Source organism: Desulfovibrio sp. 3_1_syn3 (assembly GCF_000145315.2).
Lineage (GTDB): Bacteria > Desulfobacterota > Desulfovibrionia > Desulfovibrionales > Desulfovibrionaceae > Desulfovibrio > Desulfovibrio fairfieldensis.
In genome coordinates this window covers 758,755-777,569 of record NZ_ADDR02000001.1, presented here as the reverse complement: position 1 = coordinate 777,569, position 18,815 = coordinate 758,755, and the positions used below count along the sequence as shown (strand labels likewise).

General features: G+C 61.9%; 11 protein-coding genes. 4 read left to right on the top strand and 7 right to left on the bottom strand.

Annotation, left to right across the window (positions count from 1 at the left end):
- Positions 1-21: 21 nt before the first annotated feature.
- Genes hisD through HMPREF0326_RS03330 form a run of 3 tightly spaced genes read right to left on the bottom strand, consistent with a single transcriptional unit; the run spans position 22 to position 2,803 of the window.
- The gene (gene hisD / locus HMPREF0326_RS03340; protein ID WP_008682890.1) at positions 22-1,335 is read right to left on the bottom strand and encodes a histidinol dehydrogenase; all 1,314 of its coding nucleotides are present in this window, start codon (positions 1,333-1,335) and stop codon (positions 22-24) included.
- 17 nt (positions 1,336-1,352) lie between these two features.
- Positions 1,353-2,513: a UxaA family hydrolase gene (locus HMPREF0326_RS03335; RefSeq protein ID WP_008682888.1), complete on the bottom strand. Its 1,161-nt coding sequence runs from the start codon at positions 2,511-2,513 to the stop codon at positions 1,353-1,355.
- A 5-nt stretch (positions 2,514-2,518) separates the two neighbouring features.
- Positions 2,519-2,803, bottom strand: coding sequence for a UxaA family hydrolase (locus HMPREF0326_RS03330; protein ID WP_008682887.1), 285 nt, complete (start codon positions 2,801-2,803; stop codon positions 2,519-2,521).
- Between the two features lie 488 nt (positions 2,804-3,291).
- Between HMPREF0326_RS03330 and HMPREF0326_RS03325 the strand changes: the two genes are divergently transcribed.
- The 4 genes from HMPREF0326_RS03325 (at position 3,292) to glmS (ending at position 10,027) form a co-directional block, all read left to right on the top strand.
- On the top strand, positions 3,292-4,923 hold the full coding sequence (locus HMPREF0326_RS03325) for a sigma-54-dependent Fis family transcriptional regulator (protein ID WP_008682885.1): 1,632 nt from the start codon (positions 3,292-3,294) through the stop codon (positions 4,921-4,923).
- A 186-nt stretch (positions 4,924-5,109) separates the two neighbouring features.
- Positions 5,110-7,032 carry a SurA N-terminal domain-containing protein gene (locus tag HMPREF0326_RS03320; RefSeq protein WP_008682883.1) on the top strand — a complete coding sequence of 641 codons (1,923 nt, stop codon included), beginning with the start codon at positions 5,110-5,112 and terminating at the stop codon, positions 7,030-7,032.
- 336 nt (positions 7,033-7,368) lie between these two features.
- A protein-coding gene (locus HMPREF0326_RS16615; RefSeq protein ID WP_147568320.1) for an IS5 family transposase occupies positions 7,369-8,126 on the top strand; the annotation gives its coding sequence in 2 pieces (ribosomal slippage) (positions 7,369-7,693 and positions 7,693-8,126; 759 coding nt in all).
- Between the two features lie 74 nt (positions 8,127-8,200).
- Positions 8,201-10,027, top strand: coding sequence for a glutamine--fructose-6-phosphate transaminase (isomerizing) (gene glmS, locus HMPREF0326_RS03310; RefSeq protein WP_008682879.1), 1,827 nt, complete (start codon positions 8,201-8,203; stop codon positions 10,025-10,027).
- 690 nt (positions 10,028-10,717) lie between these two features.
- Here the strand turns inward: glmS and HMPREF0326_RS03305 are convergent.
- The 4 genes from HMPREF0326_RS03305 to HMPREF0326_RS03290 form a co-directional block, all read right to left on the bottom strand.
- The gene (locus tag HMPREF0326_RS03305; protein WP_020990201.1) at positions 10,718-12,160 is read right to left on the bottom strand and encodes a phospholipase D-like domain-containing protein; all 1,443 of its coding nucleotides are present in this window, start codon (positions 12,158-12,160) and stop codon (positions 10,718-10,720) included.
- Positions 12,161-12,247: 87 nt separating this feature from the next.
- A complete protein-coding gene (locus HMPREF0326_RS03300) occupies positions 12,248-12,670 on the bottom strand; it encodes a universal stress protein (protein WP_008682875.1) in 423 nt (140 codons plus the stop codon).
- A gap of 243 nt (positions 12,671-12,913) precedes the next feature.
- Positions 12,914-17,725 (bottom strand): ATP-binding response regulator, encoded by a 4,812-nt coding sequence (locus tag HMPREF0326_RS03295; protein ID WP_020990200.1) that lies wholly within the window; start codon positions 17,723-17,725, stop codon positions 12,914-12,916.
- A gap of 205 nt (positions 17,726-17,930) precedes the next feature.
- On the bottom strand, positions 17,931-18,689 hold the full coding sequence (locus HMPREF0326_RS03290) for a tetratricopeptide repeat protein (protein ID WP_008682869.1): 759 nt from the start codon (positions 18,687-18,689) through the stop codon (positions 17,931-17,933).
- Positions 18,690-18,815 lie beyond the last annotated feature (126 nt).

Genomic DNA, 18,815 nt, shown 5'->3' with positions numbered 1-18,815 from the left:
CAGAGGGTTGAGGGTGTTGGCTTATTCCTTCACCGGTGTTCCAAGGTCGAACTCACGGCCCGGAGCGTATTTGGCCAGACGCGCATCAGCGGTGCGGGCGTGGGCCTCCATGCCTTCCAACCTGGAGATGCGAGCCGTCACGCCGCCGATATGTATGGCCGCGTCTCTGGTCATTTGCTGCCAGGTCAGGGTTTTCATGAACTTGTGCACGGAGAGACCGCCAGAGTACTTGGCGGCGCGTTTGGTGGGCAGTACATGGTTGGGGCCGCTGCACTTGTCGCCATAGGCAACCGTGGTTTCCTCGCCCAGGAACAGGGAGCCGTAGCTGGTGAGATTTCCCAGCCACCACTGTAAGTCGGCCGCGTGTACTTCCAGATGTTCCGGCGCGTATTCATCGGATTTGGCTGCCGCCTCTTCGCGGCTGTCACACAAAATAACTTCGCCGTAATCCCGCCAGCCGTTGCCAGCCGCCTCCTTGGCCAGTGGCGGCAGGGCCTCGATAAGCCTAGGCACCAGTTCCATAACCTTTTCGGCCAAAGTGTTGCTGGTAGTGATCAGCCAGGCAGGGGATTCCACGCCGTGCTCGGCTTGACCCACCAGATCCCAGGCGACCATTTCGGCATCGGCTGTTTTGTCGGCCAGGATCGCGATTTCGGAAGGTCCGGCAAAAACGTCGATACCCACTTTGCCGAAAAGGACGCGTTTGGCTTCGGCCACGAACTTGTTGCCCGGCCCCACCACCACATCGGCCTCCTTGCCGGTGAACAGGCCATAGGCCATGCTGACGATGGCCTGCACGCCGCCCAAGGTCATGATCACGTCGGCTCCGGCGGCCTTGAAAGCATAGAGCAAATAGGGATGCATGCCGCCGCCCCGGAAGGGACTGGAACAGGCCACAATGGTTTTGACGCCCGCAGCTTTGGCTGTGGCCACACCCATGTAGGCCGAGGCGATGTGAGCATAGCGTCCGGCGGGTGCGTAGCAGCCCACCACATTGACCGGGATGACGCGCTGCCCAGCAGTCACGCCGGGGTACAGCTCCACACTGAAGTCCTTTATGGAGTTTTTTTGGGCCAGGGCAAAGTCATGCACCTGCTTGACTCCGAAATCGATATCCATCCTGACACCGGCGGGCACGTCTTTGATGCTTTTCTGGATTTCGTCTTCAGACATGATGATCTCGCCCGACCATTTATCCAGCTTCAGGGCATAGTCGCGCACGGCGTCTTCACCGCGTTTCAAGATTTCGGCCAGCATTTCGTTGACCACTTTCTGCGCCGTGGCGGTTTCCGTTTCCGGAGTCTTGCTTGCTCTTTTCAAGTAGGTGACAGCCATGTTCTTCCTCTCGGATGTTAGGCGCTTTCGTAGAGCCGGGTCATGATGAATTCCTGATGCCCAAGGGCTTCGGCAGAGGTGTTGCGCCCTTGGCATGTGCGATGCAACATGTCGAGCAACAGGTCTCCGGCCTGATCCAGATTTATTTCGCGGCGCAGGATGCCGGAGACGTCCACATCGATATGTTCACGCATGGTGCGCACGGTGCGGGGGTTGGCCGAAAGTTTGATGACCGGCAGAATGGGATTGCCGATAATGTTACCCTGGCCCGTGGGAAAGAAGTGGGCCACAAAACCGGCGGCAGCCGCCAGAGTGACCATTTCAGCCGCAGCGGATGAAGAATCCATGAACCACAGACCCGGTCCGGTGGGGCTTTCGGCCTTGTCCAGGCAGCCGATAACCGGGGCCTCGCGTCCGATTTTCTGGATATTGCCCAAGGCCTTTTCCTCAATGGTGGTCAGGCCGCCTTCGATATTGCCCTTGGTAGGCTGGGAATCACAGAGATCGTTGGTTTTATGGTCGTCCACCACCTTGGCGTAGCGGTCGAAAAAGGCTTTGAACTTGTTGCGCACTTCGGGCGTGGCGCAACGCTCCATGACAAGGTGCTCACCGCCGGTAATTTCCGTGGTTTCGCCGAACAAGGTAGTGGCCCCCGCCTTCCAGAGCTTGTCAAAAGCGTTACCCACTGTGGGATTGGCAGCTATACCGGAAGTGGTGTCCGATTCTCCGCACTTGGTGGAGACCCAGAGTTCGTTGACCCGGCATTCCACGCGCTGCAGTTCTGTGGCATAGTGAACAAATTCCTTGGCCGTGCGCGAAGCTTCGCAAATGGTGGACAGATCGCCGTGCTTTTCGATGGCGAAACCGGCCACAGGTTTGCCTGTCGCGGCGATGCCGTCTACAACGCGCTGCGTCCACTGCGGTTCAATGCCGATGACCACCACAGCCGCCACGTTGGGATTGCAGCCCGTGCCGATCAGGGTGCGGAAATGCAGTTCCAGATCTTCGCCGAACTGCAGACGGCCGTAAGCGTGGGGTAATGCCAGAGTACCCTTGATGTTGTTGGCCACGGCTTCACAGGCGGCGTTGGAAAGATCGTCCAGGGGCAGAATGACCACATGGTTTCGGATACCCACCCGGCCGTTGTCGCGGCGATAGCCCATAAATGTGTCTTTCATCGGAATTACCACCTCTTGGTTTTGACATTGTGCACGTGCAGATGCTCGCCGCGTTTGATGGGTTTGACTACTTTGCCGATATCCGTACCGTATTTGATCACGGTGTCATTGGCCTCCAGATCCTGGAGCGCGATCTTATGGCCGATGGGGATGTCGTTCAGAGTCGCGCATTCGACGGTTGTATCGCCGTCCATGACCCAGCCGGTCAGGATATCGCCTTTTTTGACGCCTTCCACCACGACCACGCCGACGCTGTCGCCGGGCTCATGCACTACAAAATGCGTTGTCATATGCTCCTCCTTAAGAAGCCGGGTTAAAAAACAGATCCACGTCTATCTGATGCTCCCGAGCAAAGGCCGGGGGCGCATCCGCTGTCTGGTTCGGCATAAGCGCGATCAACGAAGGGGCGGGCTTCTATCATACTGTTGTTTTTTTAAATAATAACGTAAAAATAGTATCTATATAAAAATATTGGCTGTCATATAGAAGGATTTGTCTCTATTTATTCCATATTGGATAGAAATATTCCCGATTAAAATATGTAATTTTTGCTAATTAACATTTGAAAATACATTCAAAATAGTATTTTTTGCTCTAATATAAAAGTAATAGCAATCGTTGTGCCAGAAAAGTAAGTTGCTATTAATTAACTGAAATTATAAGTATTTTTAATTAAATGATGATTGGATGTTCAATGAATATCTGGACATCACGGACAAAACTGCTTATATGTCGGCATAGTCTGACCAAATACGGGCAAATACGGAAGGCATCGTCCATGTTCCAGCAAAGCTCTACCGCCGATCTCGGCAACGTACCCTTGGCCGTGGCCCGGGTTATTCAGCACCTATCGCGTCTGGTTCCCGGTAAAATGGACCGCAATGCCTTTTTCCAAATTCTTTCCCGGCAATTACGCTTGCTTTTCAACTATGACCGTTTCTGCATTAATCTCTATGACGCGGAGCGGGAATTCTTGAACCTTTTCACCGCCGCCGACGGCACAGTGGTGGAATCCCTTTCCAATACCCGGATCGCTCAAAACACCGTGGCCGGTATGGCTATTGCGTCGCGTAAACCCGTGGTCATTAATGACCTGGCTTCGCAGGACGTAGGGGATACTCCTCTGCCTTTAGCCAGTGTGGGGCTCAACGCCACCATCGCCCTGCCTCTGATCCTGAACCGCGAAGTCGTCGGCACCCTGCACGTTTCCTTTGTGCGTCAGCCGGACAATGTGGTGGAGATTCTGAATTTTTTGTTGGAACTGTGTCCGGTATTGACGATTTTTTTGTTTGTGGTGCTCACCGAAGAGCGCCGGGCCAGGGCCAAGGCGGCGCAGCGGGCTGCCCTGAATTCGCCGGGTGAGGACGATGCGGACGGCAACGCTACTCGGCTGGTGGACCGCCTGCTGGAAACCCAGGACATGGCCCGGGTCATGTCCGTGGCGCGCAAGGTCGCCAAGCTGCATATTCCGGTGCTGATCATCGGCGAGACCGGCACGGGCAAGAGCATGCTGGCCCGCTGGCTGCACCGGAGCAGCCCCAGGCGGGCGGCCAATTTCGTCAAGGTGAACTGCCCGTCCCTGGCCCCGACCTTGTTTGAGAGCGAGATGTTCGGCTATGCCAAGGGCGCGTTCACCGGGGCCTATGCCAAGCGCATCGGCCGGATTGAAATGGCCCAGAGCGGAACCTTGTTTCTGGATGAAATCGGCGAGCTTTCGCCGGATATGCAGAGCAAGCTCCTGCAGGTCATGGAGGAGAACTCCTTTGAGCGGGTGGGCGAGGCGCGCTCCATCGGCGTGGATATCCGCGTGCTGTCGGCCACCAACATAGACCTGGAAAAGGCCCTGCTTGAAGGCCGCTTGCGGCGTGATCTCTTTTACCGCCTGGCCTCGGTCATCCTGCGTCTGCCGCCGTTGCGGCAACGAAAGAACGACATTCCCATTCTGGTTGAATACTTCATCAGCCAGTTTTCCCGGCAATGGGATCTGCGGCCGCCGCGCCTGTCCAGGGGGGTGCTGGGGGATCTCTGCAACCACGACTGGCCGGGCAATATCCGCGAATTGCGCAATGTGATCAGCCGCCTTTTGCTGCACTCCCTGGACGGGGCCGTGACCGAGAGCTTTGTGCGCGATGCCCTGCATGAGTGGGAGCCGTCGGCGGAGACGGAGGCGCCTGCCCCGGCCTCGCCGGAAGCCGTCCCTGCGGTGGAAGGCCGCCTGTTGCATGTGGGGGCCGGGTCATGTTCGGGTCCGGCCCTGCCCACTCTGGAGGAAAACGAGCGCGCCCATATTCTGGAGGCCTTGCGCCTGACCGGGGGGCGTTTGTCCGGACCGCGCGGTGCCGCCGCCCTGCTGGGCGTGCCCCGCTCCACCCTGCAACACAGGCTGCGCAAGCTGGGCATCACGCTGTAGGCTCTTTTAAAATATCCGCAGCCTGCGAGCCTCAGTCACAAACAGATTGAGGCCTCGACGGCGCGCGGGCCTTCCTTTTCTTGAGTTTCCGCGCAAAGGCGCTTATACTTTCCGCTTCTGTCAGCGCCCTTGCTTTTGGCGGCCTTCGCCGCGGGCAAGAGGACAATTCGGCATTCCGGAGTACGCATGCTCGATTATATTCGTTCCAACGCACAGTCTTTCGGCGTCAAAGTGGCTTTCGGCGTCATCATCCTGGTCTTCGTGTTCTGGGGAGTGGGCAGTTTCAACGACAGGAACTCCGCCAATGTGGTGGCCATCGTCAACGGCGATCCCATTCTGGTCCAGCAGTTTGAGCAGGCCTACCGCAATGCGGAGGAATCGATCCTGCGCAATAATCCCGGCGTTACCCGCGAGCAGCTCAAGGAGCAGCATCTGGGCCGCCAGGTGTTGCGCGATCTGATCCAGCAAACCCTGCTGGCCCAGGAGGCCGCGCGCGCGGGCGTCAGTGTGACGCCGCTGGAACTGCGCCAGGCCGTGGGACGGATCAAATCCTTCCAGGATGCCCAGGGCCGCTTCGATCCCGAAGCCTACACGCGTGTGCTAGCCGCCCAGCGGATCAGCCCGGCCCAGTATGAGAAGGATATGAGCGATCAGCTGCTGCGCGAAAAGATTTTTACCCTGGTCACCGCGCCGGTCTGGGTGGACCCGGACGAAGCCCAAAACCGCTATAATTTCCTGCGGGAAAAACGGGTGGTGGACTATCTGTTCATTCCGGCCAAGAATTTTTCCGGCGAAGTCAAGGTCACGGATCAGGACGTGACGGCTTATTATGATGCCCACAAGAAAGATTTTGCCATTCCGCCCAAAGTGGACGTGGCCTATGTCAGCGTGACGCCCGGCGGTCTGGTCAAGCCCGAGAGCATCAGCGAGGCGGATGCTCAGAAATGGTACGAGGCCAACAAGAGCCGTTTTGAAGAGCCCGCGCAGGTCAAGGCCGCGCACATTCTGGTGCCTCTGGCTGAAAACGCCCCGGCCGACGCGGAGAAAAAGGCCCGCGAAGAAGTGGCGAAAATCCAGGCCGAGCTCAAGAGCGGCAAGGATTTCGCGGCTGTGGCCGATGCCCATAACGGCTCCAATGCGGCCGGTCCCGGCGGCGAACTGGGCTGGATTACCCCCGGCAAGACGGTAAAGCCTTTTGAGGACGCGGCCTTTGCCCTGAAGGCCGGGCAGGTGTCCGAGCCCGTGCGCAGTCCTTTCGGCCTGCACATCATCAAGGTGGAAGACAAGAAGCCCGGCGGCCTCAAGACCTTCAAGGACGCTGCCCGGGAAGTGCGCCAGGCCATGGCGCAGGAACAGGGCGCGGACAAGCTGCACGATGTGCTGGACAGCCTGATCGAAGACAATATTCTGGGCAAGCCTCTGGCCGAGAGCGCTGCCCGTTTCGGCCTCAAGGCGGAACAGAGCGGCCTGCTCAGCCAGAGCGAACTGGAGCAAAAGCTGGGCATAACCCCGGTCGGAGCCTCCGCTCTTATCGCCACCGCTACGGGCGCGCCCGTGGACACGGCCCTGGAGGCCGGGGACAAATATCTGGTGGCCCGGATCATCAAGGCTGAACCCGCGTCCACCCAGCCGCTCGACGCGGTGAAGAGCGCCATTGTGGCCAAGCTGACCGCCGAAAAGGCCCTCAAGGCCGCTGTGGAAAGCGCCGCGGCCCGTCGCAAGGAATTGAAGGACGGTCCCCTGCCCCAGCCCCTGAAGGCGAGCCTGGGCATCAAGACCGCCCCGGCCATGGATCGTGGCGGGAATCTGGCGGATTTCAACCCCGATGAGGCTCTGGCCGAAGCCGTCTTTACCGCCAAGCCCGGAACCTGGCTGCCATCGGCCTATGCCGTGGACGGCAAAAGCGAAGGTCCGGGCGCACTGCTCTGCCGCGTGGACGCCGTGCTGCCGCCCGATCCGCAGGAGTGGAATACCGTGCGCGACCTGATGGCCAACGGCGTGGCCCGCGAACGGGTGGACGGTCTGTATCAGGTCTTCATCCAGAACCTTGCCTCCAAGGCCAAGGTGGAAGTGCTGAATACGGATATTGTGGATCGCGTCAATCTGTAGAGAAGAGTTTTCCAAGCATTTGAAGCCGGTCCGCCGGTTCGCGCGCGGTGCGGAGCGAAACCGGCGGCCCTCTGGGCTGCGTCGCACGCCGGGCATGGCCCAGGTTGTACCGGAACGTACTTCCTTGGGCCATGCCCGTTTTTTCACTGTACCGGTTAGAGCGTTTTGATATTGAAAATATCTTAACGCTCTGTGTGGATTTTCCGTGAAAATCCGCACCGCGAAATTATCGCAAGGCGAATTTACTTCGCCGCTAAACGATACTTTCAAGCGCAAAATGCTCTAGGGCCTGTTAACACTATTTGACAAAGAGCGAGTATTCCGTAAGAATGTCTTATGCAAATTACTCGCGAACAATATGAGAGAATCGCTGACTGCTTCCCGCGCCAAAGAGGTAATGTCCGTTTTGACAATCTCCAGGTGTTGAATGCGATTCTGTACGTTGCGGAGCATGGGTGTAAATGGCGTGGACTGCCGAAAAATTTTGGCTGTTGGCACAGCATCTACACGCGCATGAACCGCTGGAGCAAGAACGGAGTTCTTGACCGTATATTTGAACGCCTTCAACAAGAGCAGATACTCCGCCTTAAAATAGAAGCAGTTTCTCTCGACAGTACTATTGTTAAGGTTCATCCCGATGGAACAGGGGCCTTAAAAAAACAGGTCCGCAGTCCATCGGAAAGTCCAGAGGCGGCTGGACGACCAAGCTTCATATGGTTGCCGCGAATGCTGAATGCGCGTTAAATTTCAGCCTCACTCCCGGCAACGCCGGCGATGCCCCCGAGGGGCGCAGGCTGCTTGTCCAGTTGGGGCCGATGCCAGCGCCGTGCAGCTTGCTTATGGATGGCGCATATGAGGGTAATGAAACGACTCGCTTGGGACGTGAGTTGGGCTTCACTCCGGTGGTGCCGCCCAATCCCAACCGACTGAAACCGTGGGAGTATGACAAAGAGCTATACAAAAGACGTAATGAGGTAGAACGGCTTTTCAGGAGGCTCAAAGGCTTCCGCCGTGTTTTTACTCGCTTCGATAAGCTCGATGTCATGTTCCTGGCCTTTGTCGTCTTTGCGTTGATTGTTATAGCTCTGAAATAGTGTTAACAGGCCCTAATGAAGTCTTGAGTCTAAACGACCCCTCATAGTGAGCGGGTCTTGCGGGAGTAAGAGATATGTGCGGCATTATCGGATATGCGGGCCACCGGCCCGCCGTGCCCGTGGTGGTGGAGGGCCTGCGCCGTCTGGAATACCGGGGTTATGATTCGGCCGGCGTGGCCTTTGTGCGCCAAGGCGCTCTGCGCGTGGTGCGAGCCAAGGGCAAACTGGCGGCTCTGGAGGAAAAGCTGGCCCAGGAGCCGGTTTCCACGGCCACCTGCGCTATGGGGCACACTCGCTGGGCCACGCACGGCGTGCCGGCGGAGCGCAACGCCCATCCCCATCTGAGCAACGATGCCTCTCTGGCCCTGGTGCACAACGGCATCATTGAAAACTACCAGGAAATCAAGTCCGAACTCACGGCCAAGGGCTATGTCTTCCACTCTGAAACCGACACCGAGGTGCTGGTCAATCTGATCGCCGAGCGTCGCAAAAGCGAGCCCGATCTGCTGCACGCCTTTGCGGCGGCCCTGCGTGAGGCCCACGGGGCCTATGCCGTCTGCCTCATGGATCGCGGCGAGCCGGAAACCATCTACGCCGCGCGCATGTCCGCGCCGTTGATTTTCGGCCTGGGCACGGGCGAAAATTTTGTGGCCTCGGACATTCCGGCCTTTCTGCCCTATACCCGGCAGGTGGTCTTTCTGGAGGACGGCGAAGTGGTGCGGGCCACGGCCACGCACTATGAAATCCTGCGTCTGGCGGACCTGGCTCCGGTGGAGCATGAGGTGCAGACCATCCAGTGGGACATGCAGGCCGCGCAAAAGGGCGGCTACCGCCATTTCATGCTCAAGGAGATTTTCGAGCAGCCGCGCGTGATTACCGACGGCCTGGCGGGCCGGATCAACGCGGGCCGCGACGCGGCCCTGCTGCCTGAACTGGATGCGCTGCCCGTGCCGCGCCGCCTGCACATCGTGGCCTGCGGCACCTCCTATCATTCCGGGCTCTGGGGCCGCCATCTGCTGGAACACTGGGCCGGGGTGCCGGTGCAGGTGGAAATCGCCTCGGAATTCCGCTACCGCGACAGCCTGATTCTGGACAAAGAGGACATGGTTCTGGTCATCAGCCAGAGCGGCGAGACCGCCGACACTCTGGCGGCTCTGCGCATCGCGCGCGAGCGCGGTGTGGCCGTGCTGGGCCTTTGCAATGTGGTGGGCTCGTCCATCGCGCGCGAGGCTTCGGCCGTGATCTACACCCAGGCCGGGCCGGAAATCAGCGTGGCCTCCACCAAGGCCATGTGCAGCCAGATGCTCACACTGGCCCTCATGGCCCTGTACTGGGGCGGGCGTCAAAATGCGCTGCCGCAGGAGCGGCGGCGTGAGCTCATCGGCCTGCTGGAATCCCTGCCCGCCCTGCTGGAATCCCAGTTGCCGGGCATGCACGACAAGGCCCGCGAGCTGTCGCGCAAATACGCCCAGGCTCGCAATTTCTTCTATCTCGGGCGGGGGCATTGCTTTCCCCTGGCCCTGGAAGGCGCCCTCAAGCTCAAGGAACTGTCCTACATCCACGCCGAAGGCTATGCCGCCGGTGAAATGAAGCACGGGCCCATCGCGCTTATTGACCCGGCCTTTCCCACCTTTGCTCTGGCCCTGGACGACGCGCTCTTCCCCAAGGTCAAATCCAATATCGTGGAAGTGCAGGCCCGCCAGGGCAAGGTCATCGCCCTGACCAATCCGGGGCTGGACCTGGCCGTGGACGATCCTTGGATCATTCCGGCCCTGCCCGCGCCTCTGGCCGGTTTCATGGCCCTGCCCGCGCTTCAGCTCTTCAGCTATGAAACCGCCGATTATCTGGGCAAGGATGTGGATCAGCCGCGTAACCTGGCCAAGAGCGTTACGGTGGAATAAAAACCGTTGTGAGGGAAGGGGCTCCTTCACACCTCTCAGGGCAGACGTATCTAATTTCGGTTTTTGCTGGCCTCTTATTTGCCGCGATTATCCGTCAAAACCAGCCTTTTCGGCGCGGCGGCGTCATCTGGCGCTTTTTGCTGCTCACATACGTGAGTACAGCTCTGCTCTCGATGCCCGTAAAGCTCGCCCGGCTCGCCAACGGGCACGGCCCTTTGGGTCGCCTTCCGGTCGGTTTCCGCGCAAAAGCGCCATTTTCCTTGCCCGCGCCGAAAAATCTTGCTTCAGCCGTTGCGACGAAGGAAGCTACGGATGAAGACAGCAATTGGTTGCGCAAAATTATATCCAAGGAAATCGCTGTCGCTATCCGTAGCGGTGCTGTCTTGATCCGTAACACGGCTTCGCCGTGAACGGCTCAAGCAAGCCGCTGACGCGGCAACGGCTAGCGCATTTTTTAGGATTCTCCCGGCACCAGCCATCCGCCTGCGCTTCGCTTCGGCGGAGCAAAGGGGGCTTTGCTCAACTCCGCAGCGCGATCAGTATCACTATTAACTAGTTAAAATAATGCAATCAGAGACATGCTGACAGCGTTTCAGATGCGCCTGCCTGTCACACCCTAGGCCGTCGGCAATGCCGACGGCCTTTGTGGGGTTTTAACAAAATATGGAGTTCGGAACGAAGTTTTGTTGCCTACAGATAGGGCGAAAAAATCCAGCAGGCCGCGTTGCGCAGCTTGACCGGCAGGGATTGGCGCTTCAGATCCTCAAGGCTGATTTCGCGGCTCCGGCTGATGATGGTGTCGATATGCCCGGCCAGCAGGCCGTGGAAGGCGGGATTAAAGACTTCCATATTCAGTTCGAAGTTCAGGCGCAGGCTGCGGGCGTCCAGATTGGCCGAGCCGATCTGGCTGTAATAGCCGTCCACGGCCAGCAGCTTGGTATGGGCAAAAGGCGGCGGCTGGTACCAGACCCGCACCCCGGCGCTGAGCAGGGTCGGCAGCAGGCGGAACGTGGCCCAGTGCACATACGGCAGATTGTTTTTGGCGGGCAGCACCACGCGCACGTCCACACCGCGCTGGCCCGCCGAGCGCAGGCTGGACATGAGGTCGTGCGAGGGCAGGAAGTACGGGGTCATGATCCGTACTGAACTCCGGGCCGTGTTGATGACCCCGCAGAAAAGATCGTTGAGCACGTCCGCGTCCGAGCCGGGGCCGTCGATGACGATGCGGCAGCGGCTTTCGCCCCTGGGCTCGGTGGAGCTGGGCGGCAGGGGCGTGTATTCGCCGGTGGAAAAGCCCCAGTTGAGCAGGAAGGCGCGTCGCAGCTGATTGACGATGGGCCCCAGACAACGGAAATGCACATCCTGCACGCAGCTTTTCCGCAGGCTCTGGATATTGTCGTCGGAAATGTTCATGCCGCCGGTAAAGCCGATGTCGTCGCAGACCAGCACCTTGCGGTGATTGCGCAGATTGATGCTCAGATTGGGAGGGAAGAGCTTGGGCGGCAGGAAAAGCGCGGTTCTGATGCCCCGCGCGGCGAGCTTCTTCCAGGGTTTGCGCCAGGAGTAGAGCGTGCCGATGCCGTCCACCAGCACGCGCACATCCACGCCGCGCGCGGCCGCCGCGGCCAGGGCTTCGGTAAAGGCCGCGCCCACCTTGCCGGCATTGAAGATGTAGGTAGCCAGAAAAACGTGGTTCCGTGCCGCCGCGATGGCCTCAAGCATGGCCGGATAGGCCTCGTCGCCGTTGCGCAGCGGACGGAGCGCATTGCCGCCGCAGAGGTGCTGGTCCGTCAGGCGGCGGCCCAGGTGCGCCATGCGGGCAATATTCTCAGGCACCTGCTCCGGAGGCTGCACGGGGCAGGGCGGATGGGCGTATTCGGGCTCCAGGGCGGCCTGCTGCCGCATGATCTTGTCGGCCCGGCTCTCGGCCCGGCTGATGCCGAAAAGTGCGTAAAGCAACGGCCCCAGTATGGGCAGGAGCAGGGCCGTGGCGGTCCAGCCCAAGGCCGAGCGCGGGTCTCGCTTGGTCAGCAACGCATGGCAGACCGCCACCCAGGAGAGGATGTGGACGGCCAGCAGGCCCAGAGTTTCCAGCAGTATCAGCACAAGGCGCTCTTCGGCATCACGGGACATCACGGACGCTGACGGCCCCGCCGCCCTTCGCCGGAGAGGCGAGGAGCGAAAGGAACGCGGGCCCTTTCCGCCTGAGCCGGAACCGCTCTAGTGGCGCACGGCCAGCAGAGGGGTATCTGTATTGCGCAGCACGCGCTCGGTGATGGAACCGATCAGCAGATCGCCGAGGCCGTCGCGTCCGTCGGTGAACATGACGATCAGATCCGCGTTTTCCTCATCAGCCACGCGCACAATGGTTTCCGCCGGGGTGCCCTCTTCCACGCGGGTGTGAAAGCTGACGCCGTCTTTTTCCAGAATTTCGATAAGCGGGCAGAGCAGGGTCAGGCCTTTGGCGGCTTCCTCGCGCTTCAGTTCGGTATGGGCTTCGCCGCCCACGATCTGCGACAGCGGCTCGGTGACGTGCAACAGGATGATCTCGCCGGAGCAGAGACCCAAGGCATGCTTAAGAGCCTGATGGGCGCGTTCGCCGTGTTTTTTGCCGCTCACCGGCAGAAGAACTTTTTTGTACATGTTTACTCCTTGTCTGCCCTCAGTGGCGGTATGCCTGCCTGGGCCGTGGTATTTTCGCATGCCGCCGCGTTTTGCGCAAGCCTTTGCCCGTTGGTGCCGCTTGCTTTCGTCGTCCGCGAAGACCGTGCGCCTCACCGTTTAAAGTTGAAATGCTCTAAAACAACTTCATGATGAAAAGTGTTTTGAACGGAAACAGCCCGCTCCCACAGGGAACGGGCTGTCGTCCGCTTTATCAGGGCGCGCTTATTTGCGCGGGGTAAGCGCGATACGGTTGCGTTCCACGGCCACGGCCAGCTCGGGCAGCAGATCCTTGAGCGCGTTCATGTCGTTGGCCTTGGCCGCCCGCTCCACACAGCGGGCCATACGGGCCAGAACCCGGAAGCCGAAGGCGTCCGACTCCGCCGCAATACGCCCGGCGGCCTCGCCCACCATATAGCCTCGTCGGCTCTGGAAAGCCTGCTGGGCGTCTTCCATGGCCGCGTCCAGGCGTTCCACCAGTTGCAGGATGGTCTTGTCAGGCCCCGGCTGCGGCGGCGTTGCGGGCGCGGGAGGCGGCGGCACAGGGGCCGCTCTGTCCGTTGCGGGTCGGGCTTCGTTTGTCCCGGCCACGGGCCGGGGTTCCGGCAAGGGCATCTGCAAACGGCCCTGAACTGTTTTTTCCGGGGTCGGGCTGCTCATGGCCCGCCGGGGCTCTTCCGCAAGGGGCGGGGCGGGCGGCGCGGGGGCGGGTGAGGGGCCGGAAACTTCCGCAATAAGCGCGGCCAGGGGCGGCACTTCTTTTTTTACGGGCTCAGCTCCGGCGATAAAGTCCATAATGGAACCGCTCAGCCCTCCGGAACCGTCTGAATCGGCCGCCGTTGCGGCAGCGGTGGTCTCCGGAACGAACGGCGAAACCGGACTGGTCTCCCGCACGGGCATGCCTGCCGTGGCTTCCTGCGGCTGGGACGTCGCGGGAGTGGGCGCGGGTGCGGGCCGTTCTTCGGTGCCGGTGGGACCAGGGGCTGCCGCTGCGGGCTTTTCCACTGCCGTCGGTTCCGGCGTCGCGGGCACGGTTGCGGCGCGCCGCGCGGCAACCTGGGCATTGGTCAGGCTCAGATCCAGACCGGCCTTGTTCACCTGCCGGAGGGCTTCTTCCGGGCCGTCGCGCCTGGGCGGAGCTGGCCTGTCAGCCGTGGCTTTGGGAGATATGGGCATGGGTTCCCCCACCCATTCGCCGGGCGTGCTCAGACTGGGACTGGTATAGGCGTTCTTGGCGGTATCCGCGGTGTTCTCCGTGTCCCGCCGGGCGGTTGTGGTCGGAACGGATCTGATCGTGATGCGTGGTCCGCGACGCACAGCGTTTTCGGTGGGGGACACGGCTTCCGCGTCCTGCGAACGGGAAGACAGGGGGCTGCCGATGGGCATGGGCTCGCCCACCCACTCGCCGGGCGTGTTCTGCCGGGGGCTGGTGTAGGAGCCTGTGGCGCTGACCGTGACAGTGGGCTTGGCTTCCGGCACTTCCGGCACGGCTGCGGCCTTGGGCGCGGCTTTGGGCCGGATGGGGACAATGGTGGCGCCCGGCCGCGCGGCAAACGTGACAGGCCGGAAGGCAGGCTTACGGGGCTGTTCCGGCTCCACGGGCTTTTCCGGGGCCGGCGGCACGGCTGCCGCTGGTTTGCTCTCCGGCACGGACGTTTCCGCAACAACTTCTTCCGGCGCGGTCACCTCCACTGGGGCGGCTGTTTTCGGCTCTTCCGGCAATTCCGGAGCGGCGGAAGCGCTTTCAGCGGCAGGCTGCACGGCCTCAATGTCGGCTTCCGGTACGGAGACAACAGCCTGGGGAGCTTCAACGGGCGGCGCGTTCTCCACTGTGTCCGCCGTTTTTTCCTCGGCTGCATCAGCGGCGGCAACGACTGGGGCGGGCTCCGCAGGAGTTTCCTCGGTACTTGAAGCCGGGTTTCCCGCTGCCATAACGCTGCCGTCAGCCAGGTCTTCCGTGGATGGGGCGTCTTCCGGGGCGGCATCGTTTGTCTCTTGTGCCGTATCGGACTCCGCAGGCTCTTCCTCACCCCAGACCGGTCCTTCCAGGCCAGCGGCCACGGAAAATTCCGCCTGCATGGCGGCGTCTTCCGGAGAAGATGCGGGAACCGGGGCCTCGTTGCTTTCGGATTCGACCGCCGTGGTTTTGGACGTCGCGGTCATAACCAGATCGTCGGGTGCGTAGGGATTGACGAACAGGCCCGCCGGAATGTCCGGCTGCTCTTGCGCGGCCTTATGGGACGCGTTCAGGCGGCTGACCGGGGTCAGACCGGCTTCCGCCGGAGGCAGGTCAAGGTCCGGCAGGGGATCGCCGTTTTCCGGCAGGCCGCTGAACAGGCCGCCCGCGGGTTTGCCGGATGTTTTATCCTCTCCCGGACCGACCACGGGGCCGCGCAGGGATTCCGCAAAGCTCAACAGATCGGGCAGGGCCGTCAGATCCGGTATTTTCAGGGGAGAGGCGCCGTGGCCGTCCTCGTTGCCGAACAGATCCGGCAGAGGCGGCCGTCCGGCCGGTGCTCCCGCCGTTGCGGCGGAAGGCGCGGCTGCTTCAGGAGCCGCCGCTGTCATATCTGTCGAGGCCGTGCCGGTTTGCTCGGCGGGTTCCGCGGGCACGGCTTCCTGTCCGGTTTCATCGGCTGTCCGCGCGGCCGCGGCGGCATCCAGAATTTCCCGTACGGTCTGGCAAAGGGCTTCGCTGTCCACCGGCTCCAGCAGGGCATGGGTGAAACCGGCGTCAGCCAGGCGGTCCCACTGGCTGTCGTCCATGGTGACGGCCAGGGCCTTGCAGAAAGGCAAGCCCGCTGTCGCCGCCAGTTCGCGGAACCGGCGCAGAATATCGCCCGCCGCCGGAGAGGCCAGCTTGCCCTGCGCTATCAGCAGGAGCGCGACCTCGCCCTTGTGCAGTTGCAGGGCCTCGCTCAAGCTGCGCGCTTCAGCGTTGCGGCAGGGCATGCCGTCCAGCATGCGGGCTAGCATCTGGCGATCCAGCGCGCTTTCCGCCGCGACCAGGACCAGTGGTTGCCTGCGCTCCACGGGCGCGCCCTCGCTGTCGTCCCGTTCCAGATATTTGAGGTGCAGGGTAAAAGCGATCGTGGTGCCGTGGGGGCTGCACTCCACGCCCAGAAATCCCTTGTGCGCGCCCGCCAGTTCCCAGGCGCGGGTCAGGGCCAGGCTGGAACGCTCCTTGGGCGGCATGCCCGAACCCGTGTCCGTGACGGTGAAGAGCAGATGCCCGGCATCGACGCTTTCCGGCACGCGGCGCACCGAAAAATGCACGGCTCCGTGCCTGGTGGCGCGTACCGCGCTTTCCAGCAACAGGCAGAGGGTTTCGTTCAGGGCTCCTGCTTCGCCCTCGTACATATGTCCCAGATGGGGCGGCATGTACCAGGCCAGGCCGATGCCCGCGCTTTCCGCCGCCGGAGCCACGGCGTCATGGGCTTCGCGCATCAGATGCTGCAGATTGAAAGGCGCGGCGGCTTCGGGGGTGGGCCGTTCCTGATTCAATTGTTTGGGATTGCTGACAATATCCGCCATCTGGCGGGCCGCGGCCAGCATGTTTTCCGCGTATTGGCGTACTGCCGGAGGCAGGGCGCAATGGCCCAGGGCCGCGCCTTCCCGCATCAGGCGGTCCAGGGGCAGGCGCAGGGCGTCTTCCAGAAGATTGGGCGGAAGGCCGGAGAGCAGACCGGCGTGCGGCGCGGTCTGAGGATCAGGGCGCGCCGCGGATGCGTCCGCCTCCGAATCATCCGGGGGCATGGGCGGTCCCGGCGGGATCAGCCGCAGATTGGGATCGTCCAGAGGCTGGTCCAGGGTGATGGTGCCGTCGGCCTCTCTGCGCACGGCTTTGGCCGCCGTGGCGTCAGCCTGTGCAGCGGCCGTGTCGTGCGGGGCTCTGGTGGCGGCGATGATCAAAGCACTGAGAGCCGTGCCCCAGAGTGGGGCGGAGGCCAGGAGATTGGGGGCAAAGCCGCTGTCCAGGCCCAGCATGCCCCCGGCCACAAAGAGCGGTGGCAGAAGGCAACCCAGCAGAAAACGCTTGGCTCCGCCCAGGCCCATGATCCAGGCTCCCAGGGCGGTGGGTACGAAAATCAGGGTGCCCAGGGGCCAGAGATCCAGATAGCGGGTCAGCCAGCCGAAGTTCGGCACCAGAGGCAGCAGGGCCAGGACCGCGCCGGGCAGGGAGAGCAGGAGGAGCTGGATGTCCAGGGCGCGCGAACGCTCACGGGTACGCATCAGATGGCGGCCCACATGGGGCAGCAGCATCAGGGCCACACCCGGCGCCAGCACGGCCCCGGACTCGCCCAGGCCGATATGGCCGGAACCGGAGGCGGGCATGCCCATGAGGCCTTGACCCAGGGCCACGCCCACGTACAGGGCCGTCCAGACGCGCCACTGGCCCTTTTCGGAAAGGCCGCGCAAAAGGCAGAGCAGCATGACCACGCCCAGGGCCAGAATGGCCGCTGTGCGCGACAGGCTGCCCCAGTTGGTGGCCGCGTCCTGCGGGGTGCGCAGCATGGGCGCGAACCACAGGCCGGGCAGACCGTCCAGGCGGATATAGCAGGTCAGAGGTTCCTTGCCCGCCTCGGGCAGAAGCAGCACATTGCGCTGGGCCGGGCTGGATTCGCGCCATTCCAGCGCGCCGCTCAGGCTGTTGGACACGGGTTCATAAAGCATGGGCATGCCGGGCACGCTTTCGCCCATGTCCAGCAAGAGCGTGGCGGGCCGGGCGCCCTCCGGCAGGGGAGCCAGGGTGAAGCGCAGCCACATGACCCCGGTTTCGCGCGGCAGATCCTTGAGCGCCAGAGGCCGATAGTCCCCGGCCTTGTCCGGAGCGGCGGCTTCCTCCACATCCATGGTGCCGGTTTCATCCAGCAGATAGTCGAGGTAGGGCAAAAGGGGCGTGCTGGACGTGGTGGGCGCGGCGGGCAGCATGGTCTGGGCCGGGGCACCGCCGCCCCAGCCGAAGCAGAGCGCGCAAAACAGAAGAACAGCGGCCGAAACCCGGAAGCGGGCCGTGCCGGAAAAAACGTATGCCATAGTGTTTCCGCCTGTCATATAACTTTCCGCCGCGCCGGACGGCGGGGCCGCTCCTTGCATGGACGCCGCGCGGTTCCGTCTCCGCGTGACGTCCGGGCGAGCCGTTACTGGCTTAAACCGGAGCAACGCTGCAACGCCGGGCGTTCAACGTTGCGTGCGGCATCCGCGCGCCCGCCGGGCAGCGCGGGCATCATCTCTGACAGCCCTAATGCAGATGCTTGATCAATTCGGACACCGGCTGCCCGTCCGGCGAACGCGCGCCGGGATTGGCCTTCAGCAGGCTTTGCCAAGCCTGCACGGCTTCGTCTTTGCGGTGCAGATCGTAATAGAGCACCACGCCCTCGTTGAACAGGGCGTTTTCATGGCCGGGCCGGGCGGCCGAGGCCTTGCGGAAGCTGTCCACGGCCTGTTCGTAGGCTCCGGCCTCGCGGTACATGATGCCCAGATCCGTAAGCACGTCGGGATTGCCCGGCGCGAAAGTCAGGGAACGCTCATAGGCCGAGATGGCCTGTTTGGCCTGGCCCGTGTCGAAATACAGATTGCCCAGGGCCGCCCAGCGGGCGGCGTCCTTGGGATCGGCCAGCAGGGTTTTTTCCAGCTCGGCAATTTTTTGGGCCAGTTCCGGGGGCATGGGCGGCGGATTGTCCTGCGCGGGCCTGGCCGCCTGCTGGGCCGCGGGAGCGGGAGGCGCGGCTTCCGGCTGCGCCGTGGCGGGGTGGGTCGTAACGGCCGGGCCGTGACCGTTGATCAGGCCGGGCAGCAGGCCGCCCAGATACAGGCCCAGCGCCAGCGTCAGCAGCATGCCCATGATGCAGGTGCTTTTGCGCACCATGCCGGAAGGCGCGGCCTCCGAAGAAGCTGCGGGAGATGCATTGCCGGAGGCGTCGGGATTGGGGCGCGTCAGAGCTTCGCGCGGCGAAGCGGCTTCCGTTTCAGGACTTTTTTTGCTTTTACGGCGGGCCATAAGCTCCTCAATAACGTGGGTGGGGCGCGGTCGAAAGTCTTTGCGGTCAACCTACAACCTGAAAAAAAAAGAGGCAAGCCCGCAACTTATGGTCAAGAAGCGGGCCTGGCAACTGCGACATTGACG